Source organism: Enterobacter cloacae complex sp. FDA-CDC-AR_0132 (assembly GCF_003010695.1).
Lineage (GTDB): Bacteria > Pseudomonadota > Gammaproteobacteria > Enterobacterales > Enterobacteriaceae > Enterobacter > Enterobacter ludwigii.
The window spans coordinates 788,658-808,790 of sequence record NZ_CP027618.1; the positions used below are offsets into that span (position 1 = coordinate 788,658).

General features: G+C 55.5%; 18 protein-coding genes and 1 other RNA gene. 6 read left to right on the top strand and 13 right to left on the bottom strand.

All coding sequences use genetic code 11. The annotated features are described in order from the left end of the window. Positions 1-7: 7 nt before the first annotated feature. Entirely contained in the window at positions 8-586 is a 579-nt protein-coding gene (locus tag AM379_RS03740) for a YecA/YgfB family protein (RefSeq protein ID WP_025203274.1), read from the bottom strand. 168 nt (positions 587-754) lie between these two features. Between AM379_RS03740 and zapA the strand changes: the two genes are divergently transcribed. The 3 genes from zapA (at position 755) to AM379_RS03760 (ending at position 1,931) form a co-directional block, all read left to right on the top strand. Beyond that, positions 755-1,084, top strand: coding sequence for a cell division protein ZapA (zapA, locus tag AM379_RS03750; protein ID WP_006811891.1), 330 nt, complete (start codon positions 755-757; stop codon positions 1,082-1,084). A gap of 41 nt (positions 1,085-1,125) precedes the next feature. Then, positions 1,126-1,309, top strand: a non-coding RNA gene (gene ssrS, locus AM379_RS03755) — 6S RNA. A gap of 25 nt (positions 1,310-1,334) precedes the next feature. Continuing rightward, positions 1,335-1,931, top strand: coding sequence for a 5-formyltetrahydrofolate cyclo-ligase (locus AM379_RS03760; RefSeq protein WP_047356720.1), 597 nt, complete (start codon positions 1,335-1,337; stop codon positions 1,929-1,931). A gap of 45 nt (positions 1,932-1,976) precedes the next feature. Here the strand turns inward: AM379_RS03760 and serA are convergent, their stop codons facing one another. Both serA and rpiA read right to left on the bottom strand, forming a co-directional pair. Beyond that, on the bottom strand, positions 1,977-3,209 hold the full coding sequence (serA, locus tag AM379_RS03765) for a phosphoglycerate dehydrogenase (RefSeq protein WP_014171529.1): 1,233 nt from the start codon (positions 3,207-3,209) through the stop codon (positions 1,977-1,979). Between the two features lie 272 nt (positions 3,210-3,481). Continuing rightward, positions 3,482-4,141 carry a ribose-5-phosphate isomerase RpiA gene (gene rpiA / locus AM379_RS03775; RefSeq protein ID WP_106503472.1) on the bottom strand — a complete coding sequence of 220 codons (660 nt, stop codon included), beginning with the start codon at positions 4,139-4,141 and terminating at the stop codon, positions 3,482-3,484. Between the two features lie 127 nt (positions 4,142-4,268). Here rpiA and argP point away from each other — a divergent pair, with 127 nt between their 5' ends. Next, positions 4,269-5,162 carry a DNA-binding transcriptional regulator ArgP gene (gene argP, locus AM379_RS03780; protein WP_008499727.1) on the top strand — a complete coding sequence of 298 codons (894 nt, stop codon included), beginning with the start codon at positions 4,269-4,271 and terminating at the stop codon, positions 5,160-5,162. 47 nt (positions 5,163-5,209) lie between these two features. Here the strand turns inward: argP and AM379_RS03785 are convergent, their stop codons facing one another. From AM379_RS03785 to tkt, 7 genes are all read right to left on the bottom strand, one after another. Continuing rightward, positions 5,210-5,950 (bottom strand): oxidative stress defense protein, encoded by a 741-nt coding sequence (locus AM379_RS03785; protein ID WP_025203272.1) that lies wholly within the window; start codon positions 5,948-5,950, stop codon positions 5,210-5,212. Between the two features lie 91 nt (positions 5,951-6,041). After that, positions 6,042-6,677 carry an arginine exporter ArgO gene (gene argO / locus AM379_RS03790; protein ID WP_014171533.1) on the bottom strand — a complete coding sequence of 212 codons (636 nt, stop codon included), beginning with the start codon at positions 6,675-6,677 and terminating at the stop codon, positions 6,042-6,044. 146 nt (positions 6,678-6,823) lie between these two features. Continuing rightward, positions 6,824-7,678 carry a small-conductance mechanosensitive channel MscS gene (mscS, locus tag AM379_RS03795; protein ID WP_014171534.1) on the bottom strand — a complete coding sequence of 285 codons (855 nt, stop codon included), beginning with the start codon at positions 7,676-7,678 and terminating at the stop codon, positions 6,824-6,826. Positions 7,679-7,865: 187 nt separating this feature from the next. Beyond that, complete coding sequence (fbaA, locus tag AM379_RS03800) at positions 7,866-8,945, bottom strand: class II fructose-bisphosphate aldolase (protein ID WP_014171535.1); 1,080 nt, start codon at positions 8,943-8,945, stop codon at positions 7,866-7,868. 91 nt (positions 8,946-9,036) lie between these two features. Further along, entirely contained in the window at positions 9,037-10,200 is a 1,164-nt protein-coding gene (pgk, locus tag AM379_RS03805; protein WP_020883716.1) for a phosphoglycerate kinase, read from the bottom strand. A gap of 49 nt (positions 10,201-10,249) precedes the next feature. Continuing rightward, positions 10,250-11,269 (bottom strand): erythrose-4-phosphate dehydrogenase, encoded by a 1,020-nt coding sequence (gene epd, locus AM379_RS03810; protein ID WP_014171537.1) that lies wholly within the window; start codon positions 11,267-11,269, stop codon positions 10,250-10,252. 382 nt (positions 11,270-11,651) lie between these two features. Further along, complete coding sequence (gene tkt / locus AM379_RS03815; protein WP_020883715.1) at positions 11,652-13,643, bottom strand: transketolase; 1,992 nt, start codon at positions 13,641-13,643, stop codon at positions 11,652-11,654. 272 nt (positions 13,644-13,915) lie between these two features. Between tkt and AM379_RS03820 the strand changes: the two genes are divergently transcribed. Together AM379_RS03820 and AM379_RS03825 are read left to right on the top strand one after the other, a co-directional pair. Further along, positions 13,916-14,674: a M48 family metallopeptidase gene (locus AM379_RS03820; RefSeq protein ID WP_032678933.1), complete on the top strand. Its 759-nt coding sequence runs from the start codon at positions 13,916-13,918 to the stop codon at positions 14,672-14,674. A gap of 220 nt (positions 14,675-14,894) precedes the next feature. Further along, on the top strand, positions 14,895-16,163 hold the full coding sequence (locus AM379_RS03825; RefSeq protein ID WP_025203270.1) for an OprD family outer membrane porin: 1,269 nt from the start codon (positions 14,895-14,897) through the stop codon (positions 16,161-16,163). Between the two features lie 59 nt (positions 16,164-16,222). On the opposite strand, the gene AM379_RS03830 is transcribed toward AM379_RS03825, so the two are convergent. Genes AM379_RS03830 through AM379_RS03840 form a run of 3 tightly spaced genes read right to left on the bottom strand, consistent with a single transcriptional unit; the run spans position 16,223 to position 20,126 of the window. Beyond that, positions 16,223-17,863: a thiamine pyrophosphate-binding protein gene (locus tag AM379_RS03830; RefSeq protein WP_014171541.1), complete on the bottom strand. Its 1,641-nt coding sequence runs from the start codon at positions 17,861-17,863 to the stop codon at positions 16,223-16,225. 13 nt (positions 17,864-17,876) lie between these two features. After that, positions 17,877-19,346, bottom strand: coding sequence for an aldehyde dehydrogenase (locus tag AM379_RS03835; protein ID WP_106503473.1), 1,470 nt, complete (start codon positions 19,344-19,346; stop codon positions 17,877-17,879). A gap of 9 nt (positions 19,347-19,355) precedes the next feature. Beyond that, positions 19,356-20,126, bottom strand: a complete 771-nt coding sequence (locus tag AM379_RS03840) for an aspartate dehydrogenase (protein WP_106503474.1) — start codon at positions 20,124-20,126, stop codon at positions 19,356-19,358. Between the last annotated feature and the right edge of the window lie 7 nt (positions 20,127-20,133).

A 20,133-nucleotide genomic window follows, 5' to 3' on the forward strand; every position in this document is an offset into this window, starting at 1 on the left:
ATTTTTCTTAATGTAAGGTTGGCTTGCGGACTTCCGGCGCGGTCGGCTGCGAACGCGTAAAGTGGTCGTGGCACAGCAAAGCAGCAACGCGAACGTATTCGATGATCTCTTCGAGAGACATTTCCAGCTCTTCCTGGTCTTCGTCTTCATCGTAGCCCAACTGCGCAATGTTACGCAGATCGTCGATCGCCTCACCCGCTTCGCCGGTCACTTTATCGAGTTTCGGCTGCGTGACGCCCAGCCCCAACAGGTAGTGGTTGACCCAACCTGCGAGCGCATCGGCACGATCGAAGACGCTGACGTCATCACCTTCAGGCAGATAAAGCTGAAAAAGGAAGCCATCGTCTTCCAGCGAATCGCTGATCGCGGAGTGCATTTTACGCACGGCTTCCGCCAGCTCGTGACCAAACGCCAGCCCTTCGTTCGTCAGGTCGTGGATCAGCGGCTGCCATGAGCTGTCGCTGTTTCCGCCGCACAGCATGCCACTGATCAGACCGTGCATTTCCGCAGAGGTTAAACCGACTCCCTGCTGGTTCAGTAACTGGTTTAAATCCTTGTAACCAGGCATTTCGTTCTGTATAGACATGCGCATTCGTCATCGTTGGGAGGAATATTCATGATATGCTACCACTTTGGACCCTGGTGATACCAGAAAAGGGCTTGTATCTTCACATCAGGGTAGCTATAGTGTCGCCCCTTCGCAGCCCCCGGGGCAGTAAGCGAAGGCAGCGCAGTCAATCAGCAGGAAGGTGGCATGTCTGCACAACCCGTCGATCTCCAGATTTTTGGCCGTTCACTGCGAGTGAATTGTCCGCCTGAACAAAGGGATGCCTTGAATCAGGCTGCGGACGATTTGAATCAGCGGTTGCAAGATCTCAAAGAACGCACTAGAGTCACAAATACTGAGCAGCTGGTTTTCATCGCCGCGTTGAACATCAGTTATGAACTGACTCAGGAAAAAGCGAAGACCCGCGATTACGCGGCAAGCATGGAGCAGCGCATTAAAATGCTCCAGCAGACCATAGAACAGGCATTGCTTGATCAAGGTCGCAATCCCGAAAGACCGGGACCAAAGTTTGAATAACACTTCTCAGTTGACTATGGTAGAGTAACTGTGAAGACAAAATTTCTCTGAGATGTTCGCAAGCGGGCCAGTCCCCTGAGCCGATATTTCATACCACAAGAATGTGGCGCTCCATGGTTGGTGAGCATGCTCGGTTCGTCCGAGAAGCCTTAAAACTATGACGACACATTCACCTTGAACCAAGGGTTCAAGGGTTACAGCCTGCGGCGGCATCTCGGAGATTCCCTCTCTTTTTCTTCTACCGACTACCATGACCCAACTCCCTGAAGTCTCTTCCTCACGCCAGGACATCCGTCAGCTCATGCGTCAACGCCGTCGTGCGTTAACTCCCGAACAGCAAGCACAGTTTGCCCAGCAAGGCGCAGCCCGTATGATGGCCTATCCCCCTGTTGTGATGGCGCGTACCGTCGCCCTGTTCCTCTCGTTTGATGGCGAGCTGGATACTCAACCGCTGATCGAACAGCTGTGGCGCGCCGGGAAGAGAGTGTACCTGCCGGTGCTGCATCCGTTTAGCCAGGGAAATCTGCTGTTTTTACACTACCATCCGCACAGCGAACTGGTGGTGAATCGTCTGAAAATCACCGAACCAAAACTCGACGTCCGCGACGTCCTCCCCCTCTCAGAACTGGATGTACTGATCACGCCGCTGGTGGCGTTTGATGAGCAGGGTCAGCGCTTAGGGATGGGGGGCGGTTTTTATGACAGGACGCTGCAAAACTGGCAGCAGTATCATTTACAGCCTGTGGGGTACGCACATGACTGTCAGGGCGTGGAAGCCTTGCCGATAGAGAAGTGGGATATTCCGCTGCCTGCGGTAGTGACGCCGGGCAAAACCTGGCGCTGGTAAAATAAAGCCGGGTAGCGACCCGGCTTTATGCTCACAGAAACAGAATCAGTACAGCAGACGGGCGCGAATGGTACCCGGAATGGCCTTCATGCTCTGCAGCGCTTTTTCCGCTACATCTTCGTCCGCTTCAATATCAATTACCACGTAACCCATCTGAGAGTTCGTTTGCAGATACTGCGCGGCAATGTTGACGCTCTGCTCGGCAAAGATCTGGTTGATTGCAGTCAGCACGCCCGGACGGTTTTCATGGATGTGCAGCAGACGACGGCCACCGTGCAACGGCAGAGACACTTCCGGGAAGTTCACAGCAGAGAGCGTAGAACCGTTGTCGGAGTATTTGCTCAGCTTGCCCGCGACTTCCAGACCGATATTTTCCTGCGCTTCCTGCGTCGAGCCGCCGATGTGCGGCGTCAGGATCACGTTGTCGAATTCGCACAGCGGAGAGGTGAACGGATCGCTGTTGGTAGCAGGCTCAGTCGGGAAGACGTCGATTGCCGCCCCCGCCAGATGCTTACGCTTCAGCGCATCGCACAGCGCCGGAATATCGACAACCGTACCGCGCGCGGCGTTGATCAGCAGTGACCCCGGCTTCATCAGCGCCAGTTCCTCAGCACCCATCATGTTCTTCGTCGACGCATTTTCCGGCACGTGCAGGCTGACCACGTCGCTCATGTTCAGCAGGTCAGAGAGGTGTTGAACCTGAGTGGCGTTGCCCAGCGGCAGTTTGCTTTCGATATCATAAAAATAGACATGCATCCCCAGGGATTCAGCCAGGATCCCCAGCTGAGTACCGATGTGACCATAGCCGATGATACCGAGTTTTTTACCACGGGCTTCGTATGAACCCGCAGCCAGTTTGTTCCACACGCCGCGGTGCGCTTTGGCGTTAGCTTCCGGAATACCACGCAGCAACAGCAGCAACTCGCCAATCACTAACTCCGCCACGGAACGGGTGTTGGAGAACGGGGCGTTAAAGACAGGCACACCGCGTTTTGCGGCGGCATTCAGATCAACCTGGTTGGTACCGATGCAGAAACAGCCGATGGCAACCAACTTTTCCGCCGCGGCAATCACGTCTTCAGTCAGTTGGGTACGGGATCGCAGGCCAATGAAATGGGCATCACGGATGGACGCTTTCAGCTCTTCGGTGTCCAGCGCGCCTTTGTGAAATTCGATGTTGGTGTAACCTGCTGCACGAAGGCTATCAAGCGCTTTCTGATGCACGCCCTCAACCAGCAGGAATTTAATCTTGTCTTTCTCCAGTGATACCTTTGCCATTTACCTTACCCGACCCTGTTTTTGTCTGAACTGATGTTGTGCTGGATTAAAATCCGCTGTAGCCAACATATCAAAAAAAACTATTGCAGCAATATGAACGTTTGCGTCGGCACTCTGAAGAAAAGTCATACAGAGCAAAATGACAGAGGAAAATGCTGTAGAAATTTGCGAATGCGGCAGGATCGGCAAACGAGAGGTAAAAAGCGTGACACAAGTCACCGAATTTAGCTTTTCAAAATTTTTTTAGCGGGGGGAGGGCTCCCCCCATCAGATCATTTTACGATGGTTTGCACGCCATCTGCCGTGCCGATCAGCGCGACATCCGCGCCACGGTTGGCGAATAACCCTACAGTCACTACGCCTGGAATACCGTTAATGGCATTTTCCAGCGCAATGGCGTCGAGAATTTCCAGACCGTGAACGTCGAGGATCACGTTGCCGTTGTCAGTGATGACGCCCTGACGATATTCCGGGCGTCCACCCAGTTTCACCAGTTCACGCGCCACAGCGCTACGCGCCATTGGGATCACTTCTACCGGCAGCGGGAATTTACCCAGGATATCAACCTGCTTTGACGCATCGGCGATACAGATGAATTTATCCGCCACGGAGGCGATGATTTTTTCACGCGTCAGCGCCGCACCACCGCCTTTGATCATCTGCATATGGCCGTTGATTTCATCCGCGCCATCAACGTAGATGCCAAGACGGTCAACTTCATTCAGATCGAAAACGGTGATGCCAAGGCTTTTCAGCTTTTCCGTGGAAGCGTCGGAGCTGGAAACTGCGCCCTCGATCTGCCCTTTCATCGTGCCCAGCGCATCGATAAAGTGTGCCGCCGTCGAGCCCGTACCAACACCGACAATGGTACCCGGTTGCACATACTGGAGAGCGGCCCATCCTACTGCTTTTTTCAGTTCATCCTGCGTCATGATCGTTTAGCCTGTGGTGTGAAAACGTAGGCCGCATTATAGAACACGTCGGGTGGATTTCGTCTGCCACGAAGGGAAAATTGTGTCATAGTGCAGATTAAGCAAAATTAAGGAGTCAGCCAGAGCAATGAAACGTCCGGACTACAGAACACTACAGGCACTTGATGCAGTTATTCGTGAACGCGGTTTTGAGCGCGCAGCGCAAAAGCTTTGTATCACTCAGTCCGCCGTATCACAACGCATCAAGCAGCTGGAGAACATGTTCGGGCAGCCTCTGCTGGTACGTACTGTTCCACCGCGTCCAACGGAGCAAGGACAAAAGCTCCTCGCCCTGCTGCGCCAGGTTGAACTGCTCGAAGATGAGTGGCTGGGCGACGAACAGACCGGCTCAACGCCGCTGCTGCTCTCGCTGGCGGTGAACGCCGACAGTCTGGCAACCTGGCTGTTGCCGGCCCTTGCGCCGGTGTTAGCGGACTCCCCGATTCGCCTGAATCTGCAGGTTGAAGATGAAACCCGTACGCAGGAGCGCCTGCGTCGCGGTGAAGTGGTTGGGGCGGTCAGTATCCAGCCTCAGGCGCTGCCGAGCTGTCTTGTCGATCAGTTGGGCGCACTGGACTACCTGTTTGTCGGCTCAAAAGCGTTTGCCGAGCGCTACTTCCCGAACGGCGTCACCCGCGCCGCGCTGCTGAAAGCCCCTGCGGTGGCGTTCGACCATCTGGACGATATGCATCAGGCCTTCCTGCAGCAAAACTTCGATCTGCCGCCGGGCAGCGTGCCATGTCATATCGTGAACTCGTCTGAAGCGTTTGTGCAGCTCGCACGTCAGGGCACGACATGCTGTATGATCCCGCACCTGCAGATAGAGAAAGAGTTGAAAAGCGGTGAGCTGATTGACTTAACGCCGGGGCTGTATCAGCGCCGGATGCTCTACTGGCACCGTTTTGCGCCAGAAAGCCGCATGATGCGCAACGTCACCGACGCGCTGCTGGCGTATGGGCATAAGGTGTTGAGACAGGATTAAGGAACAATTCCCCTCTCCTGACGGGAGAGGGGAATTGTGAAGACAGATTACTGCGCTTTTGCCGGCTCAGTCTGCTGACTTTGGGTCGGCTGCAGCTGGAACACCACATCAACCTGATCGTCGAACTGAATCGTCGGCTGCTCATAAGTTTCCTGAGCAGACACCGGCGCCGCGTCGGCCTTCATCATCCGTACCATCGGGCTTGGCTGATAATTTGAGACGTGGTAACGCACACTGTATACCGGACCGAGCTTACTGTTGAACCCGGACGCCAGCTGTTGCGCCTGATGGATTGCATCATCAATGGCGGCTTTACGCGCCTGGTCTTTGTATTTTTCCGGTTGCGCAACGCCCAGTGAGACGGAACGAATTTCGTTCAGACCCGCTTTCAGCGCGCCATCCAGCAGCGAGTTCAGTTTATCGAGCTGACGCACGGTCACTTCAACGGTGCGCACGGCACGGTAGCCTTTCAGGATGCTTTTACCGTTCTGGTAGTCGTAATCAGGCTGGGTACGCAGGTTGGCAGAGCTGATGTCTTTTTTAGCGACACCGTTCTGCTCCAGGAAAGAGAGATATTGCGCAACACGATCGTCAGCCTGCTTCTTGGCAGAAGCGGCATCTTTCGCGGCCACGTTCACTTCAATTGCCAGCGTTGCAACATCGGGTACCGCATCCACGCTTGCGGTGCCTGAAGTGACGATGTGCGGGCCATCAGGCAATTCACTTGCCTGCACCGACACCGCACCTAAACTCACTAATGCCGCCAGGGCCATCACTTTAAACTTCACTGTCATTCCTCCATGTTGCGAAGAGTGCCCAACAACAGGGCGCATGCCAGCAAGCTTAGCGGCTCTCGCTCAGTTGTCCATAAGACAACGCTTAGTTGAGCAATTCCTGAACATGATGAATCCCCTCTTTTGCCAGCTGAAAGGCGATAAACCACATCACCACGCCCACCAGCGTGTTGATGATCCGCTGGGCTTTAGCGGTACGCAGACGCGGGGCCAGCCATGCCGCCAGAATCGCGAGACCGAAGAACCACAGGAATGAGGCGCTGACGGTACCCAGGGCAAACCAGCGTTTTGGCTCAACGTCGAGCTGCCCACCCAGGCTGCCCAGCACCACAAAGGTATCCAGATAAACGTGCGGGTTGAGCCAGGTGACCGCCAGCATGGTGACGATAATCTTCCAGCGGCCCTGCTTCATGACCTCGGCGCTCGCCAGTTCGAGATTGCTGCTCATTGCCGTTTTCAGCGCCCCAAACCCATACCACAGCAGGAACGCTACCCCACCCCAGGTCACCAGCGCCAGAAGCCAGGGAGACTGCATCAGCAGTGCACTGCCGCCAAAGATTCCGGCGCAGATCAGCAGCAAATCACTCACCGCGCACAGCAGAGCAATCATGAGATGATACTGACGGCGAATGCCCTGGTTCATCACGAACGCGTTTTGCGGGCCAAGGGGAAGGATCATGGCCGCGCCTAATGCAAGGCCTTGAAAATAATAAGATAACATGAATAAATTCTCAGCAAGTTGTCCTGGGAGCTGACTATACTGCGAGAACCTTATTAGAGGAAATTGATAATATTAATTGGTGATTAGTATTGCTAATAAAAAGGCCCGGTGGCGTTGCCGCTCACCGGGCCTCCTGAGGAAGAGGATTACTCGGCTTCTTTCTCGCGTTTAAGGTTCACGTCCATCTGTGGATACGGGAAGCTGATCCCGTTGGCATCAAAATCACGTTTGATACGTTCCAGAACATCCCAGTAAACGTTTTGCAGATCGCTGCTTTTGCTCCAGATGCGCACGACAAAGTTGATGGAGGATGCCCCCAACTCGTTCAGGCGAACGGTCTGCTCTTTATCTTTCAGAATACGATCGTCGGAGGCAATGATATTGGCGATCAGCGATTTCACCTGATCGATATCAGAGTCATACGCCACGCTGATAATCAGCTCGTTACGACGCACCGGCTCGCGGGAGAAGTTAATGATGTTGCCCGCGATAATTTTCCCGTTCGGTACCACCACGATACGGCCATCAACAGTTCGCAGAGTGGTTGAGAAAATCTGCACCTGCAGTACGGTACCGGCAATACCGCCCAGGTCAACGTACTCGCCAGAGCGGAACGGACGGAAGGTTACCAGCAACACACCCGCAGCCAGGTTCGAGAGCGACCCCTGCAGTGCCAGACCAATGGCCAGACCGGCGGCACCGAGAACAGCAATCACCGAGGCAGTCTGTACGCCAACACGCCCCAGTGCAGCAATCAGCGTAAAGGCAATAATACCGTAGCGCACCAGTGCAGAGAGGAAGTCAGCCACAGTAGCGTCAATGTGACGCGCCAGCATCACGCGGTTTACGGCGTTTGATACGATACGCGCCACGATCATCCCGACAATGATGATGGCAATCGCCGCGACGATGTTAACGGCATAGCTCAGCAGCAGCGCCTGGTTGCGCACCAGCCAGTTACCGGCATTATTGATGCTGTCTACAACATCGAGTTGTTCCATTTAGTCTTCCTTTTGTTATCCCAAAAACACAAAATCCATCCCCCATGGAGACAGGCAGGTCAGTAAAGGGTAAACAAAAAGGACCGGTTTTGCCAAACAGATCACATAAACGGACCGGGCAGACCATTGAAAAAGCATAAAAAAAGGCCCGCATTCGCGGGCCTTCTGATGCTATGAGCAGCTTAAATTACAGAACGTCAACCGCGTTCAGTTCTTTGAAAGCCTGCTCCAGACGTGCCACCATGGAAGTCTGCGCAGCACGCAGCCATACACGTGGATCGTAGTATTTCTTGTTCGGCTGGTCTTCGCCTTTCGGGTTGCCCAGCTGGCCCTGCAGGTAAGCTTCGTTCGTTTTGTAGTATTGCAGGATACCGTCCCATGTTGCCCACTGGGTGTCGGTATCGATGTTCATTTTCACTACGCCGTAGCTTACGGAGTCTTTGATTTCCTGAGCAGAAGAACCGGAACCGCCGTGGAAGACGAAGTTCAGGCTGTTGTGCGGCAGGTTGTGTTTCTTAGAAACGTATTCCTGAGAATCACGCAGGATAGTTGGGGTCAGAACCACGTTACCTGGTTTGTAAACGCCGTGTACGTTACCGAAGGACGCTGCGATGGTGAAGCGTGGGCTGATTTTGCTCAGCTCGGTGTAAGCGTAATCAACGTCTTCTGGCTGGGTGTACAGTGCAGAAGCGTCCATGTGGCTGTTGTCCACGCCGTCTTCTTCACCACCGGTGCAACCCAGTTCGATTTCCAGGGTCATGTCCATTTTGGCCATGCGCGCCAGGTACTTAGAGCAGATTTCGATGTTTTCGTGCAGGGACTCTTCAGACAGGTCGATCATGTGAGAAGAGAACAGTGGCTTACCGGTCGCTGCGAAGTGTTTTTCACCCGCGTCCAGCAGACCGTCGATCCACGGCAGCAGTTTCTTCGCGCAGTGGTCAGTGTGCAGGATAACCGGAACACCGTAGTGTTCAGCCATCTGGTGTACATGGTGCGCACCAGAGATTGCGCCCAGGATTGCCGCGCCCTGAGGAACGTCAGTTTTCACGCCTTTACCAGCGATGAATGCTGCGCCACCGTTAGAGAACTGAACGATAACCGGTGCTTTAACTTTTGCAGCAGCTTCCAGTACGGCGTTAATGGAGTCGGTACCAACGCAGTTAACTGCTGGCAGAGCGAAGTTGTTTTCTTTAGCTACCTGGAACACTTTCTGAACGTCATCACCAGTGATCACGCCAGGTTTTACGAAATCAAAAATTTTAGACATGTTGCTTAGTCCTGTATCTTCGGCCGTTAGAAAAGGTGCGAGCTCTTAAAGCGCGCTGAAAATTGGGCAGGTTTCCCTGCCCTTGAATGGCTTACTTCTTAGCGCGCTCTTCGAGCATTGCTACTGCTGGCAGTACTTTGCCTTCCACGAACTCGAGGAATGCGCCGCCACCAGTGGAGATGTAGGAGATCTTGTCAGAAATACCGAACAGGTCGATTGCTGCCAGCGTATCACCGCCGCCTGCGATAGAGAACGCTTCGCTGTCTGCGATAGCGTTAGCAACGATTTCAGTACCTTTGCGGAAGTTCGGGAATTCGAACACGCCAACAGGACCATTCCACAGGATAGTTTTTGCGTTTTTCAGGATTTCAGCCAGTTTCTGTGCAGAAACGTCGCCCAGGTCCAAAATCTGCTCATCATCTTTGATGTCGTTAACAGATTTCAGGGTCGCAGCCGCTGTTTCAGAGAACTCAGTCGCGACGCGAACATCCGTTGGAACCGGGATATCGCAGGTGGTCAGCAGACGTTTTGCTTCGTCAACCAGATCCGCTTCGTACAGGGATTTACCGACGTTATGGCCTTGTGCCGCCACGAAGGTGTTCGCGATACCACCACCAACGATCAGCTGGTCAGCGATTTTAGACAGCGAATCCAGTACGGTCAGTTTGGTAGAAACTTTAGAACCACCAACGATTGCAACCATTGGACGAGCAGGTTCTTTCAGCGCTTTACCCAGTGCGTCCAGCTCAGCAGCCAGCAGAGGACCGGCACACGCGACGTCTGCGAATTTACCGATACCGTGGGTTGAAGCCTGCGCACGGTGAGCAGTACCGAAGGCGTCCATCACGAATACGTCACACAGTGCAGCGTATTTTTTGGACAGCGCTTCGTCGTCTTTCTTTTCGCCTTTGTTGAAGCGAACGTTTTCCAGAACAACCAGTTCACCGGCAGCGATGTCTACGCCGTCCAGGTAATCTTTTACCAGGCGAACCGGGTTGGACAGTTTGTCTTTCAGGTAATTAACAACTGGCAGCAGAGAGAACTCTTCATTGTACTCGCCTTCAGTTGGACGACCCAGGTGGGAGGTCACCATCACTTTAGCGCCCTGCTTCAGAGCCAGTTCGATGGTTGGCAGAGATGCACGGATACGCGCGTCGCTGGTCACTTTGCCATCTTTAACCGGTACGTTCAGATCAGCACGGATGAAAACGCGTTTACCAGCCAGATCCAGATCGGTCATCTTAATTACAGACATGGTGAATCCTCTCGTTGATTCTTAAAGTTTTGCAGACGCACGATGCGTCTTACCTGAAACCTTGAGCGGCCATTGCTAACGTGGTGTCGAGCATTCGGTTAGCAAAGCCCCATTCGTTATCACACCAGACCAGCGTCTTGATAAGGTGTGCGCCACTGACGCGCGTTTGAGTGCCATCGACAATGGCGCTGTGCGGGTCGTGGTTAAAATCTACTGAGACCAACGGTAATTCCGTATAGTCAACTATACCATGAAATGCCCCCTGTGCCGCTTTTTGCAGCAACAGGTTGACTTCACAGGCTTTTACCGGTTTTTTCACCGTCACGCTCAGGTCAATTGCGGTGACGTTAATCGTCGGTACACGTACGGCAATTGCTTCAAAACGATCGTTAAACTGCGGGAAAAAACGGGTGATACCTGCCGCCAGTTTTGTGTCCACCGGAATGATTGACTGGCTCGCGGCTCGCGTGCGTCGTAAGTCCGGATGATAGGCGTCAATCACCTGCTGATCGTGCATCGCTGAATGAATCGTGGTTACGGTGCCGGATTCAATGCCATACGCATCGTCTAACAGTTTGATGACCGGAATAATGCAGTTGGTGGTACAGGAGGCGTTGGAAACAATGCGGTGTTCGGCTTGCAGCTCATGCTGATTCACGCCAAATACGACGGTCGCGTCGAGGTCGTTGCTGCCAGGATGGGAAAACAGGACTTTTTTCGCACCTGCTGTCAGATGCGCTTCGCCATGCTCGCGGTTACCGTATACGCCAGTACAGTCAAGTACGATATCCACACCCAGTTCACGCCACGGTAGCCCGGCAATACTGCTCTCATGCAGCACGCGGATGGCATCGTCGCCGACAAACAGCTGATCTCTTTCCTGGCGAACATCCCAGGCAAAGCGTCCGTGGCTGGTGTCATATTTCAACAAATGCGCCATGCCCGCAGCATCCGCCAGTTCGTTGATAGCCACCACGGTTATTTCCGCCCGACGCCCGGATTCATATAAAGCACGAACCACGTTACGCCCGATGCGACCGAAGCCATTAATCGCTACGCGTACGGTCATAGATCTCCTGCAAAGCTATCCCTGAGTTTGAGGTGGCTGAAAGAGTAATCCAGCTACGCCCGAAGGGGAATCCTTGCTGTCACAAACTGCGATTGATTGGTCAATTGTCGAACATTTAATCGACTGAAACGCTTCAGCTAGAATAAGCGAATCAGGGAATAAAAGGAATGTCTGTCCAGAGCAATAAGCGCGCTATATGACTTGCGTCACATTTTGGATGGAATAATTCACAGGAACGTTACATGTTTGAGGAATAGTGGACATATAAGGCGGATAGCGTGAAAAAAACAAAACGGTAACCCAAAGGTTACCGTTTAGGGTGTTTGCGCCCTCTTCTCAGTGAGAGCATGGACAGGGGCTCGCGCCCCTCCCCTACAAACAATTACAGCAGTTCTTTTGCTTTCGCGACAACGTTTTCAACGGTGAAGCCGAACTCTTCGAACAGCAGCTCTGCCGGAGCAGATTCACCGAAGGTGGTCATGCCGACGATGGCGCCGTTCAGGCCCACATATTTGAACCAGTAGTCAGCGATACCTGCTTCTACTGCCACGCGCGCGGTAACGGCTTTAGGCAGTACGGATTCGCGGTAGGCGGCATCCTGCTTGTCGAACGCATCGGTAGACGGCATGGAAACCACGCGCGCTTTAACGCCTTCGGCAGACAGTTTTTCCCATGCGGCAACAGCCAGCTCAACTTCAGAACCGGTCGCGATGAAGATCAGCTCTGGCTGACCCGCGCAATCTTTCAGCACGTAACCACCACGGGCGATGTTCGCCAGCTGCTCTGGAGTACGCTCCTGCTGTGCCAGGTTCTGACGGGAGAGGATCAGTGCGGTTGGGCCGTCCTGACGCTCAACACCGTATTTCCACGCCACGGCGGACTCAACCTGGTCACATGGACGCCATGTGCTCATGTTTGGCGTCACGCGCAGGGAAGCCACCTGCTCTACCGGCTGGTGAGTTGGACCATCTTCGCCCAGACCGATGGAGTCGTGGGTGTAGACCATCACCTGACGCTGTTTCATCAGCGCAGCCATACGCACGGCGTTACGCGCGTACTCGACAAACATCAGGAAGGTAGAGGTGTACGGCAGGAAACCACCGTGCAGGGAGATACCGTTCGCAATCGCAGTCATACCGAATTCACGCACACCGTAGTGGATGTAGTTACCGGCAGTGTCTTCGTTGATTGCTTTAGAACCAGACCAGATTGTCAGGTTAGATGGCGCCAGGTCAGCGGAGCCGCCCAGGAATTCTGGCAGCAGCGGACCGAACGCTTCAATCGCATTCTGAGAGGCTTTACGGCTGGCGATTTTGGATGGGTTCGCCTGCAGTTTAGCAATGAACTCGTTCGCTTTGGCGTCGAAGTCAGACGGCATGTCACCCTTCATACGACGGGTAAATTCAGCCGCTTCCTGTGGGAAGGCTTTCGCATAGGCAGCGAACTTCTCGTTCCATGCGGATTCTTTCGCCTGACCCACTTCTTTAGCATCCCACTGCGCGTAAATTTCAGATGGGATTTCGAAAGCAGGATATTTCCAGCCCAGCGCTTCGCGCGTCAGTGCGATTTCCGCGTCGCCCAGTGGCGCACCGTGGGAATCGTGGGTACCCGCTTTGTTTGGAGAACCGAAACCAATGATGGTTTTGCACATCAGCAGTGACGGCTTGTCCGTCACTGCGCGCGCTTCTTCTACTGCACGTTTAATCGAGTCAGCATCGTGACCGTCAACGCCACGCACAACGTGCCAGCCGTAAGCTTCGAAACGCTTCGCGGTGTCGTCAGTGAACCAGCCTTCAACGTGACCGTCGATGGAGATGCCGTTGTCGTCATAGAACGCAACCAGTTTGCCCAGCTTCAGGGTACCTGCCAGGGAGCACACTTCGTGAGAAATGCCTTCCATCATGCAGCCGTCGCCCATGAATGCGTAGGTGAAGTGGTCAACAATGTCATGACCTGGACGGTTGAACTGCGCGGCCAGGGTTTTCTCGGCAATCGCCATACCCACCGCGTTAGCAATACCCTGACCCAGCGGGCCGGTGGTGGTTTCTACACCTGCGGTGTAACCCACTTCCGGGTGACCTGGCGTTTTGGAGTGCAGCTGGCGGAAGTTTTTCAGCTCTTCAATTGGCAGATCGTAGCCAGTGAGGTGCAGCAGGCTATAGATCAGCATTGAGCCGTGGCCATTAGACAGCACGAAACGGTCGCGGTCAGCCCAGGAAGGGTTCTGCGGGTTGTGGTTCAGGAAATCGCGCCACAGGACTTCGGCGATATCAGCCATCCCCATAGGGGCGCCCGGGTGGCCGGATTTGGCTTTCTGTACTGCGTCCATGCTCAGCGCACGAATAGCATTAGCAAGCTCTTTACGTGAGGACATTTTAACTCCAGATCGGACTGTTAAAGGCCATGCCCTTGACGACAGCGCGTTTTGGGCTACGCCGGAAAAAAGTGCCAACAATGTAACCCAAGCGGCATGTCATGTACATGGAGCATTCTTTTGCAGCTTAAGAAATCTCTGGATCATGCTCGCATGTTGCGCAATCTGCTCGCCCGGCCCCGTAGATATTCCTTATACTTAGCCCGACCCCGGCTTCGTTGCCGGTGCACTTTTCAGATTTTATTCAGATTAACGAGTACGGAAGCGACATCATGAAAATGCGTGCAATAGTGCTGGCCCTGGGTACAACGCTCCTGCTGAGCGGCTGTCAGAATATGGATTCTAACGGCCTGATGTCCTCAGGCGCAGAGGCCTTTCAGGCCTACTCCCTGAGCGACGCACAGGTTAAAGCGCTGAGCGACCAGGCCTGTAAAGATATGGACGGAAAAGCCACGCTTGCCCCGGCCAATAGTACCTACACGCAGCGTCTGAATAAGATAGCCTCCGCGCTGGGTGATAACATTAACGGCCAGCCGGTGAACTATAAGGTGTACATGGCCAAAGATGTAAACGCCTTCGCGATGGCGAACGGCTGCATCCGCGTTTACAGCGGGCTGATGGATATGATGACCGACAACGAAGTTGAAGCGGTTATCGGCCATGAAATGGGCCACGTTGCACTTGGCCACGTGAAGAAAGGCATGCAGGTTGCGTTAGGCACTAACGCCATCCGCGCCGCGGCGGCGTCTACGGGCGGTATCGTCGGCAGCCTGTCACAGTCGCAGCTTGGCGATGTGGGTGAAAAACTGGTTAACTCTCAGTTCTCGCAGCGTCAGGAATCCGAAGCGGATGACTACTCCTACGATCTGTTGCGCAAACGCGGCATTAATCCATCAGGTTTAGCCACCAGCTTCGAAAAACTGGCCAAACTGGAAGTCGGTCGCCAGAGCTCTATGTTTGATGACCACCCGGCGTCAGAAGAGCGCGCACAGCATATTCGCGACCGTATGGCCGCAGACGGAATTAAATAATTCGAAAGGAGGCATATTTGCCTCCTTTTTATTTCGCATGAATTGTTAATTTAACCGCACATATCGGTAATAGCGCTTGAGTACCTTTCTAAGCCGCGCAAACACTGGCTTATTGCCCTGAAACGTCTCGTCACATAATTATTGCAATCATATACCATTCGGGTAATTATCGAGCTCGCAGTAATTCAATTTACAATATTAAGACAGAGACGTTCCCTCCGTGAAAAAAGAATTTTCATTAATTGCGTTAAGTTTATTCGCCGCATTACCCGCCGTTGCAAGCCAGCAATCCGACAGCAAAGGGTTTGTTGACGACAGCCATTTAGATCTGTTTTTACGCAATGCGTATATCAGTCGTGATTATCATCAGGGCCAGCAGGACAAAGCCGAATGGGGTCAGGGTATCGTTGCCACGTTCGAATCCGGCTATACCGAAGGGCTGGTTGGCTTTGGTGTGGACGGCATTGCCCAGTATGGCGTGCGTCTGGACGGCGGTCGTGGAAAGAGCGGCGCGGGCGGCATTGACTTCTTTAAACAGGAAGACGATGGCCGGGCTAAATCCGATCTGGCGAAATTTGGCGCCACAGCAAAAATGCGTATTTCCAATACCGTGCTGAGCTACGGTAACCAGCGTCCGGAATTACCGATTGTGAATGCCGACAATTCCCGTCTGCTGTTTGAAAGCTTTACCGGCACCATGCTGACCTCAAAAGAGATCGCGGGCCTGGAAGTGAACGCCGGTTACTTCACCGATGAGCAGCGCAAAAGTGACGACCGCCACGACAGCGGCCTGAAGAGCCTCTCCTTCGGCGGTGCGAGCTACCAGTTCAACGACCAGTTCAGCGGTGCGCTGTATGCCTCTCATGTGGAAGAGGTGATGAACAAGCAGTACCTGGGAATGAACTTCAAACAGCCGTTCAGCACCGGGCAACAGCTGGTGCTCGATTTCAACGGCTATAACTCACGCCTGGATCAGCGCTACGCAGACAGCCTTGATACCGGACGCAGCAATAGCATCTGGAGCCTGGCGGCAAGCTACATCTGGGATATTCATACCTTCAAGGTGGCGTATCAGCAGAGCAGCGGCAGCACCGGCTATCACTATGGCAGCTATCGCGATCAGGGTGGCGTAGGTGACGGCGGCAATACCATCTGGCTGGCGAACTCCTACTGGTCTGATTTCAACGGCGAAGACGAGCGCTCCTGGCAGGCTTCTTACGCGCTGGACTTCGGCGGTCTGGGCTTACCAGGCCTGAGCTGGACCACAGCTTACGTGCGTGGCGACAACATCAAGACCTCTGAAACCAGCAACGGTAAAGAGCATGAGTGGTTTAACCAGATCCAGTATCAGGTGCAGGACGGCCCGGCTAAAGATCTGAAACTGAAACTCCGTTACTCCGTCCTGCGCGTGTCCAGCAACGCCAGCGACTATAACGTGGGCGGGGATGAGATCCGCGCGTACGTGGAATACCCGTTTAACGTGTTCTGATTAAACCCCTCACCCGCCCTTCTCCCTAAGGGAGAGGGCTGGAGTGAGGGTAAACACGCTTAGTACAACGTCTTCTGCGGCGGCCCGGCAAACTTCAGCGCGCCAATCTGTCCCATCCGCACTTCCACTACCGACGGTCCTGGCATGGCAAGCGCTTCGGTCATCACCGCGTCAAAATCCTCAGCCCGTTCGACGCTCCACGCCTGTAACCCCATCGCATGCGCCAGCTGCGTAAAGTCCGGGGTATGCAGCTCGTTATAATACTGACGCCCGCCGAAATACTTATCCTGAATGCCGCGCATGACGCCGTAACCGCCGTCGTTCATCACCAGCAGCGTCACGTTGGCCTTCTCCTGCGCCAGCGTTGCCATCTCGCCCAGATTCAGGCTTACGCCACCATCGCCCACCAGCCCCACCACTTTGCGTTGCGGGTTGGCAATCGCCGTGCCAATCGCCATCGGTAGCCCCATGCCGATGGCGCCTGCCAGCGAGTGAATGTTCATCAGCGGTCCGTTGGCGCGGAACAAACGGCTGCCCCACAGGCTTCCGGATACGGTGATATCACGGACCAGCAGGCCATCTTGCGGCAGCGCGTTCTCGATGGCGTCGTTGAGCTTCGCATAAGCACCGCACTGCTCACGCAGTCCCGCAACGGCTTTCGCCAGCGCCTGCTGCACCTGTGTATCCCACTGTGCATCGCCCCATTCACGCCCCTGCGCTTTAGCCGCCAGCGCGGTTAACAGCGCTGCGCAGTCCGCCACAAGGGTTGTGTCCATCAGATAGTTGCGGCTCGCCGCCGCGGGGTCGATATCGATCTGGACGCGGGGATGCGGTAATTCAAGCGTCCACGAGCGGGTTTCGTTGCTGCGCAGGCGTGAGCCGGCGACCAGCGTAAAGTCGCACTGGGCGATCAACGCCTCAACTGACGGCGAGTTATGAAACGCCCGCAGGCTGGCGCGATGGCTGTCCGGCAGCACGCCGCGCGCGTGGGTGCTGGAGATAACCGTCACTCCCGCATCCGCCAGTTTTTTTACCGCATCAGCGCTACCGAGCGCTCCGCCCCCCAGCCACAGCAGCGGCTGTCTGGCCTGTTTAAGCTGCGCCCACAGCGTGTCGACCACTGCCGTATCAACCGCAGAAACCGACGTCGGTTTCACCGGAGCGGTGATCAGCGACACGGGGATTTTCGCCCCCTGAATATCAATCGGGATCTCCACGGAGACCGGCCCGCACGGCGGAGTTTGCGCCTCCTGAATGGCCTTGTGAAGGATCGCTATCGCCTGGTTTGCGTTGCTGATGCGGTATGCCCGTTTTGAGCTGGCCTTCAGGAAGGTCAGCTGGTCGCGGGTTTCGTGGATAAAGCCGGTGTCGGCATCCAGCCAGGCTTTTTCCACCTGGCCGGTGATATGCAGCAGCGGCGTGCAGGCATTCATGGCTTCCACCAGCGCGCCGACGGCGTTACCTGCCCCGGCACCGGTACTGGTCAGCGCCACGCCGAGCCCGGAAAAACGGCCGTGGGCATCGGCCATGGTGACCGACCCCGCTTCGCCACGTGCGGGCACAAAGCGAATATTCCCGCGCTGCCCTACCGCATCGGCGATGGGTAAATTGTGGATGGAGATGACGCCGTAGATGGCCTCAACCTGATACTGCTCCAGCGTTCTGGCGATGGCGTCGCCGACGGTTATCATTTCGCTCATTACTCACCCTTTCTCAGTCGCACCAGTGGTTGACGCTGTTACCCGTCGCCAGATAAATGCTCTTTTGCTGCATCCAGGCTTTCAGCCCCTGAATGCCCTTTTCGCGGCCCAGACCGCTCTCTTTAAAGCCCCCGAACGGGGTCGAAATTGCAAACACTTTGTAGGTATTTATCCACACCGTGCCCGCTTCAAGCTGCTCGCTCAGGCGCAGGGCGCGCCCGGTATCCCGCGTCCAGATCCCGGCGGCAAGGCCATAAACGGAGTCATTCGCCTCACGGATCAACGCGGCTTCATCGCTAAAGGGCATCGCCACCAGCACCGGGCCGAAGATCTCCTCCTGACAGGCGCGCGCGCTGTTGGTCAGGCCTTCGATGATGGTGGGCTGGAAGTAACTGCCGTTTGCCAGCAGTGGATCGGCAGGGATCTCCCCGCCACACAGCACGCGGCCCCCTTCACGCTTTGCCAGTTCAACGTAAGCCTGCACGCTCTGGCGGTGCGCGTCGTTAATCAGCGGTCCCACATGGGTGCCGTCGGTAAAGGGATGCCCGACCCGCAGGCCGCGCGTTAATTCGAGCAGCCTCGCCATCAGTGGGGCGTAAAGGCGCTCATGGATAAAGAGTCGCGAACCGGCAATACAGGCCTGACCTGCAGAGCTGAAAATACCGTAGCAGATCCCGCGCGCAGCCAGCTCAACGTCGGCATCTTCCAGCACGATGGTCGGGGATTTACCGCCCAGTTCCAGCGAGGCCGGGATCAATTTTTCCGCCGCCACGTGCGCCAGATGACGGCCCGTGGTGGTGCCACCGGTAAAGGAGATTTTTCGCACTTTCGGGTGACGCGCCAGCGCATCGCCAATCACCGAGCCTTTGCCCGGCAGCACGCTCAGCAGCCCGGCGGGTAAGCCTGCCTGCTCAAAAATACGCGCCAGCTCCAGCGCCATCAGCGGGGTGGCTTCGGCTGGTTTGAGAACCACCGCGTTACCGGCAGCAATGGCCGGCGCCACTTTCTGCATTTCGCTGGCAATGGGGGAATTCCAGGGCGTGATAGCCGCCACCACGCCGAGCGGTTCATATCGGCTGAGGGTAAGCACATCAGGCTGGCGTGGGGTCGGCAGTTCACCTTCCAGCAGCTCGCAGGCGGCGGCAAAATAACGCGCCGTGCCTGCCGCGCTCATCACCAGCCCCCGCGCTTCCGCCAGCGGTTTACCGTTGTCGCGACTCTGCATGCGGGCCAGTTCATCGACGCGGGATTCGATCAGATCCGCCACCTTATGCAGGATCTTCGCACGCGCATGCGGCAGGCTGTTACGCCAGGCAGGATCGCGCCACGCGCGCTCTCCGGCGTCGATAGCCTCCTGCAGATCCTCCAGGCTTGCCGCGTGGAGCGTGGCGTTCACCGCACCGTCTGCCGGGAAATGACTCTGCATCAGGTTACCGCCGCCACGCCGCCAGTTGCCGCCAATGAAAATGTTAAGATCGTCCATCGTCGCTCCTCAGCGCTGCGTCAGTTCACGGCAGGCGCGAACCGCGCTGAGTGCCGCCAGGGTGGAGGTTTTGGGGTTGCTGGCAAGCGGTAGCCCGCTCAGCTCCAGATGGAACTCGCCAAACATCCCTTCGACGTGCAGCGTGTGGGTATTGCGTTGAGTGGCCGGGTCAACCATCAGTTGCACACGGGTATCATCCATCCCCACGCCGCCAAGTGCCACGGTCGCCGCCACGTTGGCGTTGGCCGGAAACAGTCGTGCCGCTTCACGTGCGCTGCCTTCAAAGAAGATCTGCGCCTCGGACACGGCGTTAAGATCGATAAGCTGCTCGGCATAGCTGCCGCGCCAGCTGGCCGGGCTTTTACGCGACTGGTAGGTCACCTTCTCAAGCCCGCCCTCTTTTGCCGCTGCCAGGCCATCAATGCCCGCCACCGCCCCGGAGAGCAACGTCAGCTTTCCGCCTGCGTTAAGCAGACGCTGTTCCAGCCCGCTGTCTGCCAGCGCGCCGGTGGAGATCACCGCCAGATGCCATCCACGGCGTAAAATCGCTTCCCCGTACTGCGCCACCGCCTGCTGGCTGGCACATTCCAGCACCAGATCGGGAGTATCCGTACATAATGCGGGCGAGGTCAGTGCCACCACCGCATCGCCAAACTGCTGGCGGATAGCAGCATGATGCGTCTCGCGCACCACGATCCAGCCGATGGCAACCTGCTCGGGCAGACGCTCAATGACCGCCTGCGCCATGGCACCGTAGCCGATTAACATGATTTTTTTCATGATGTGT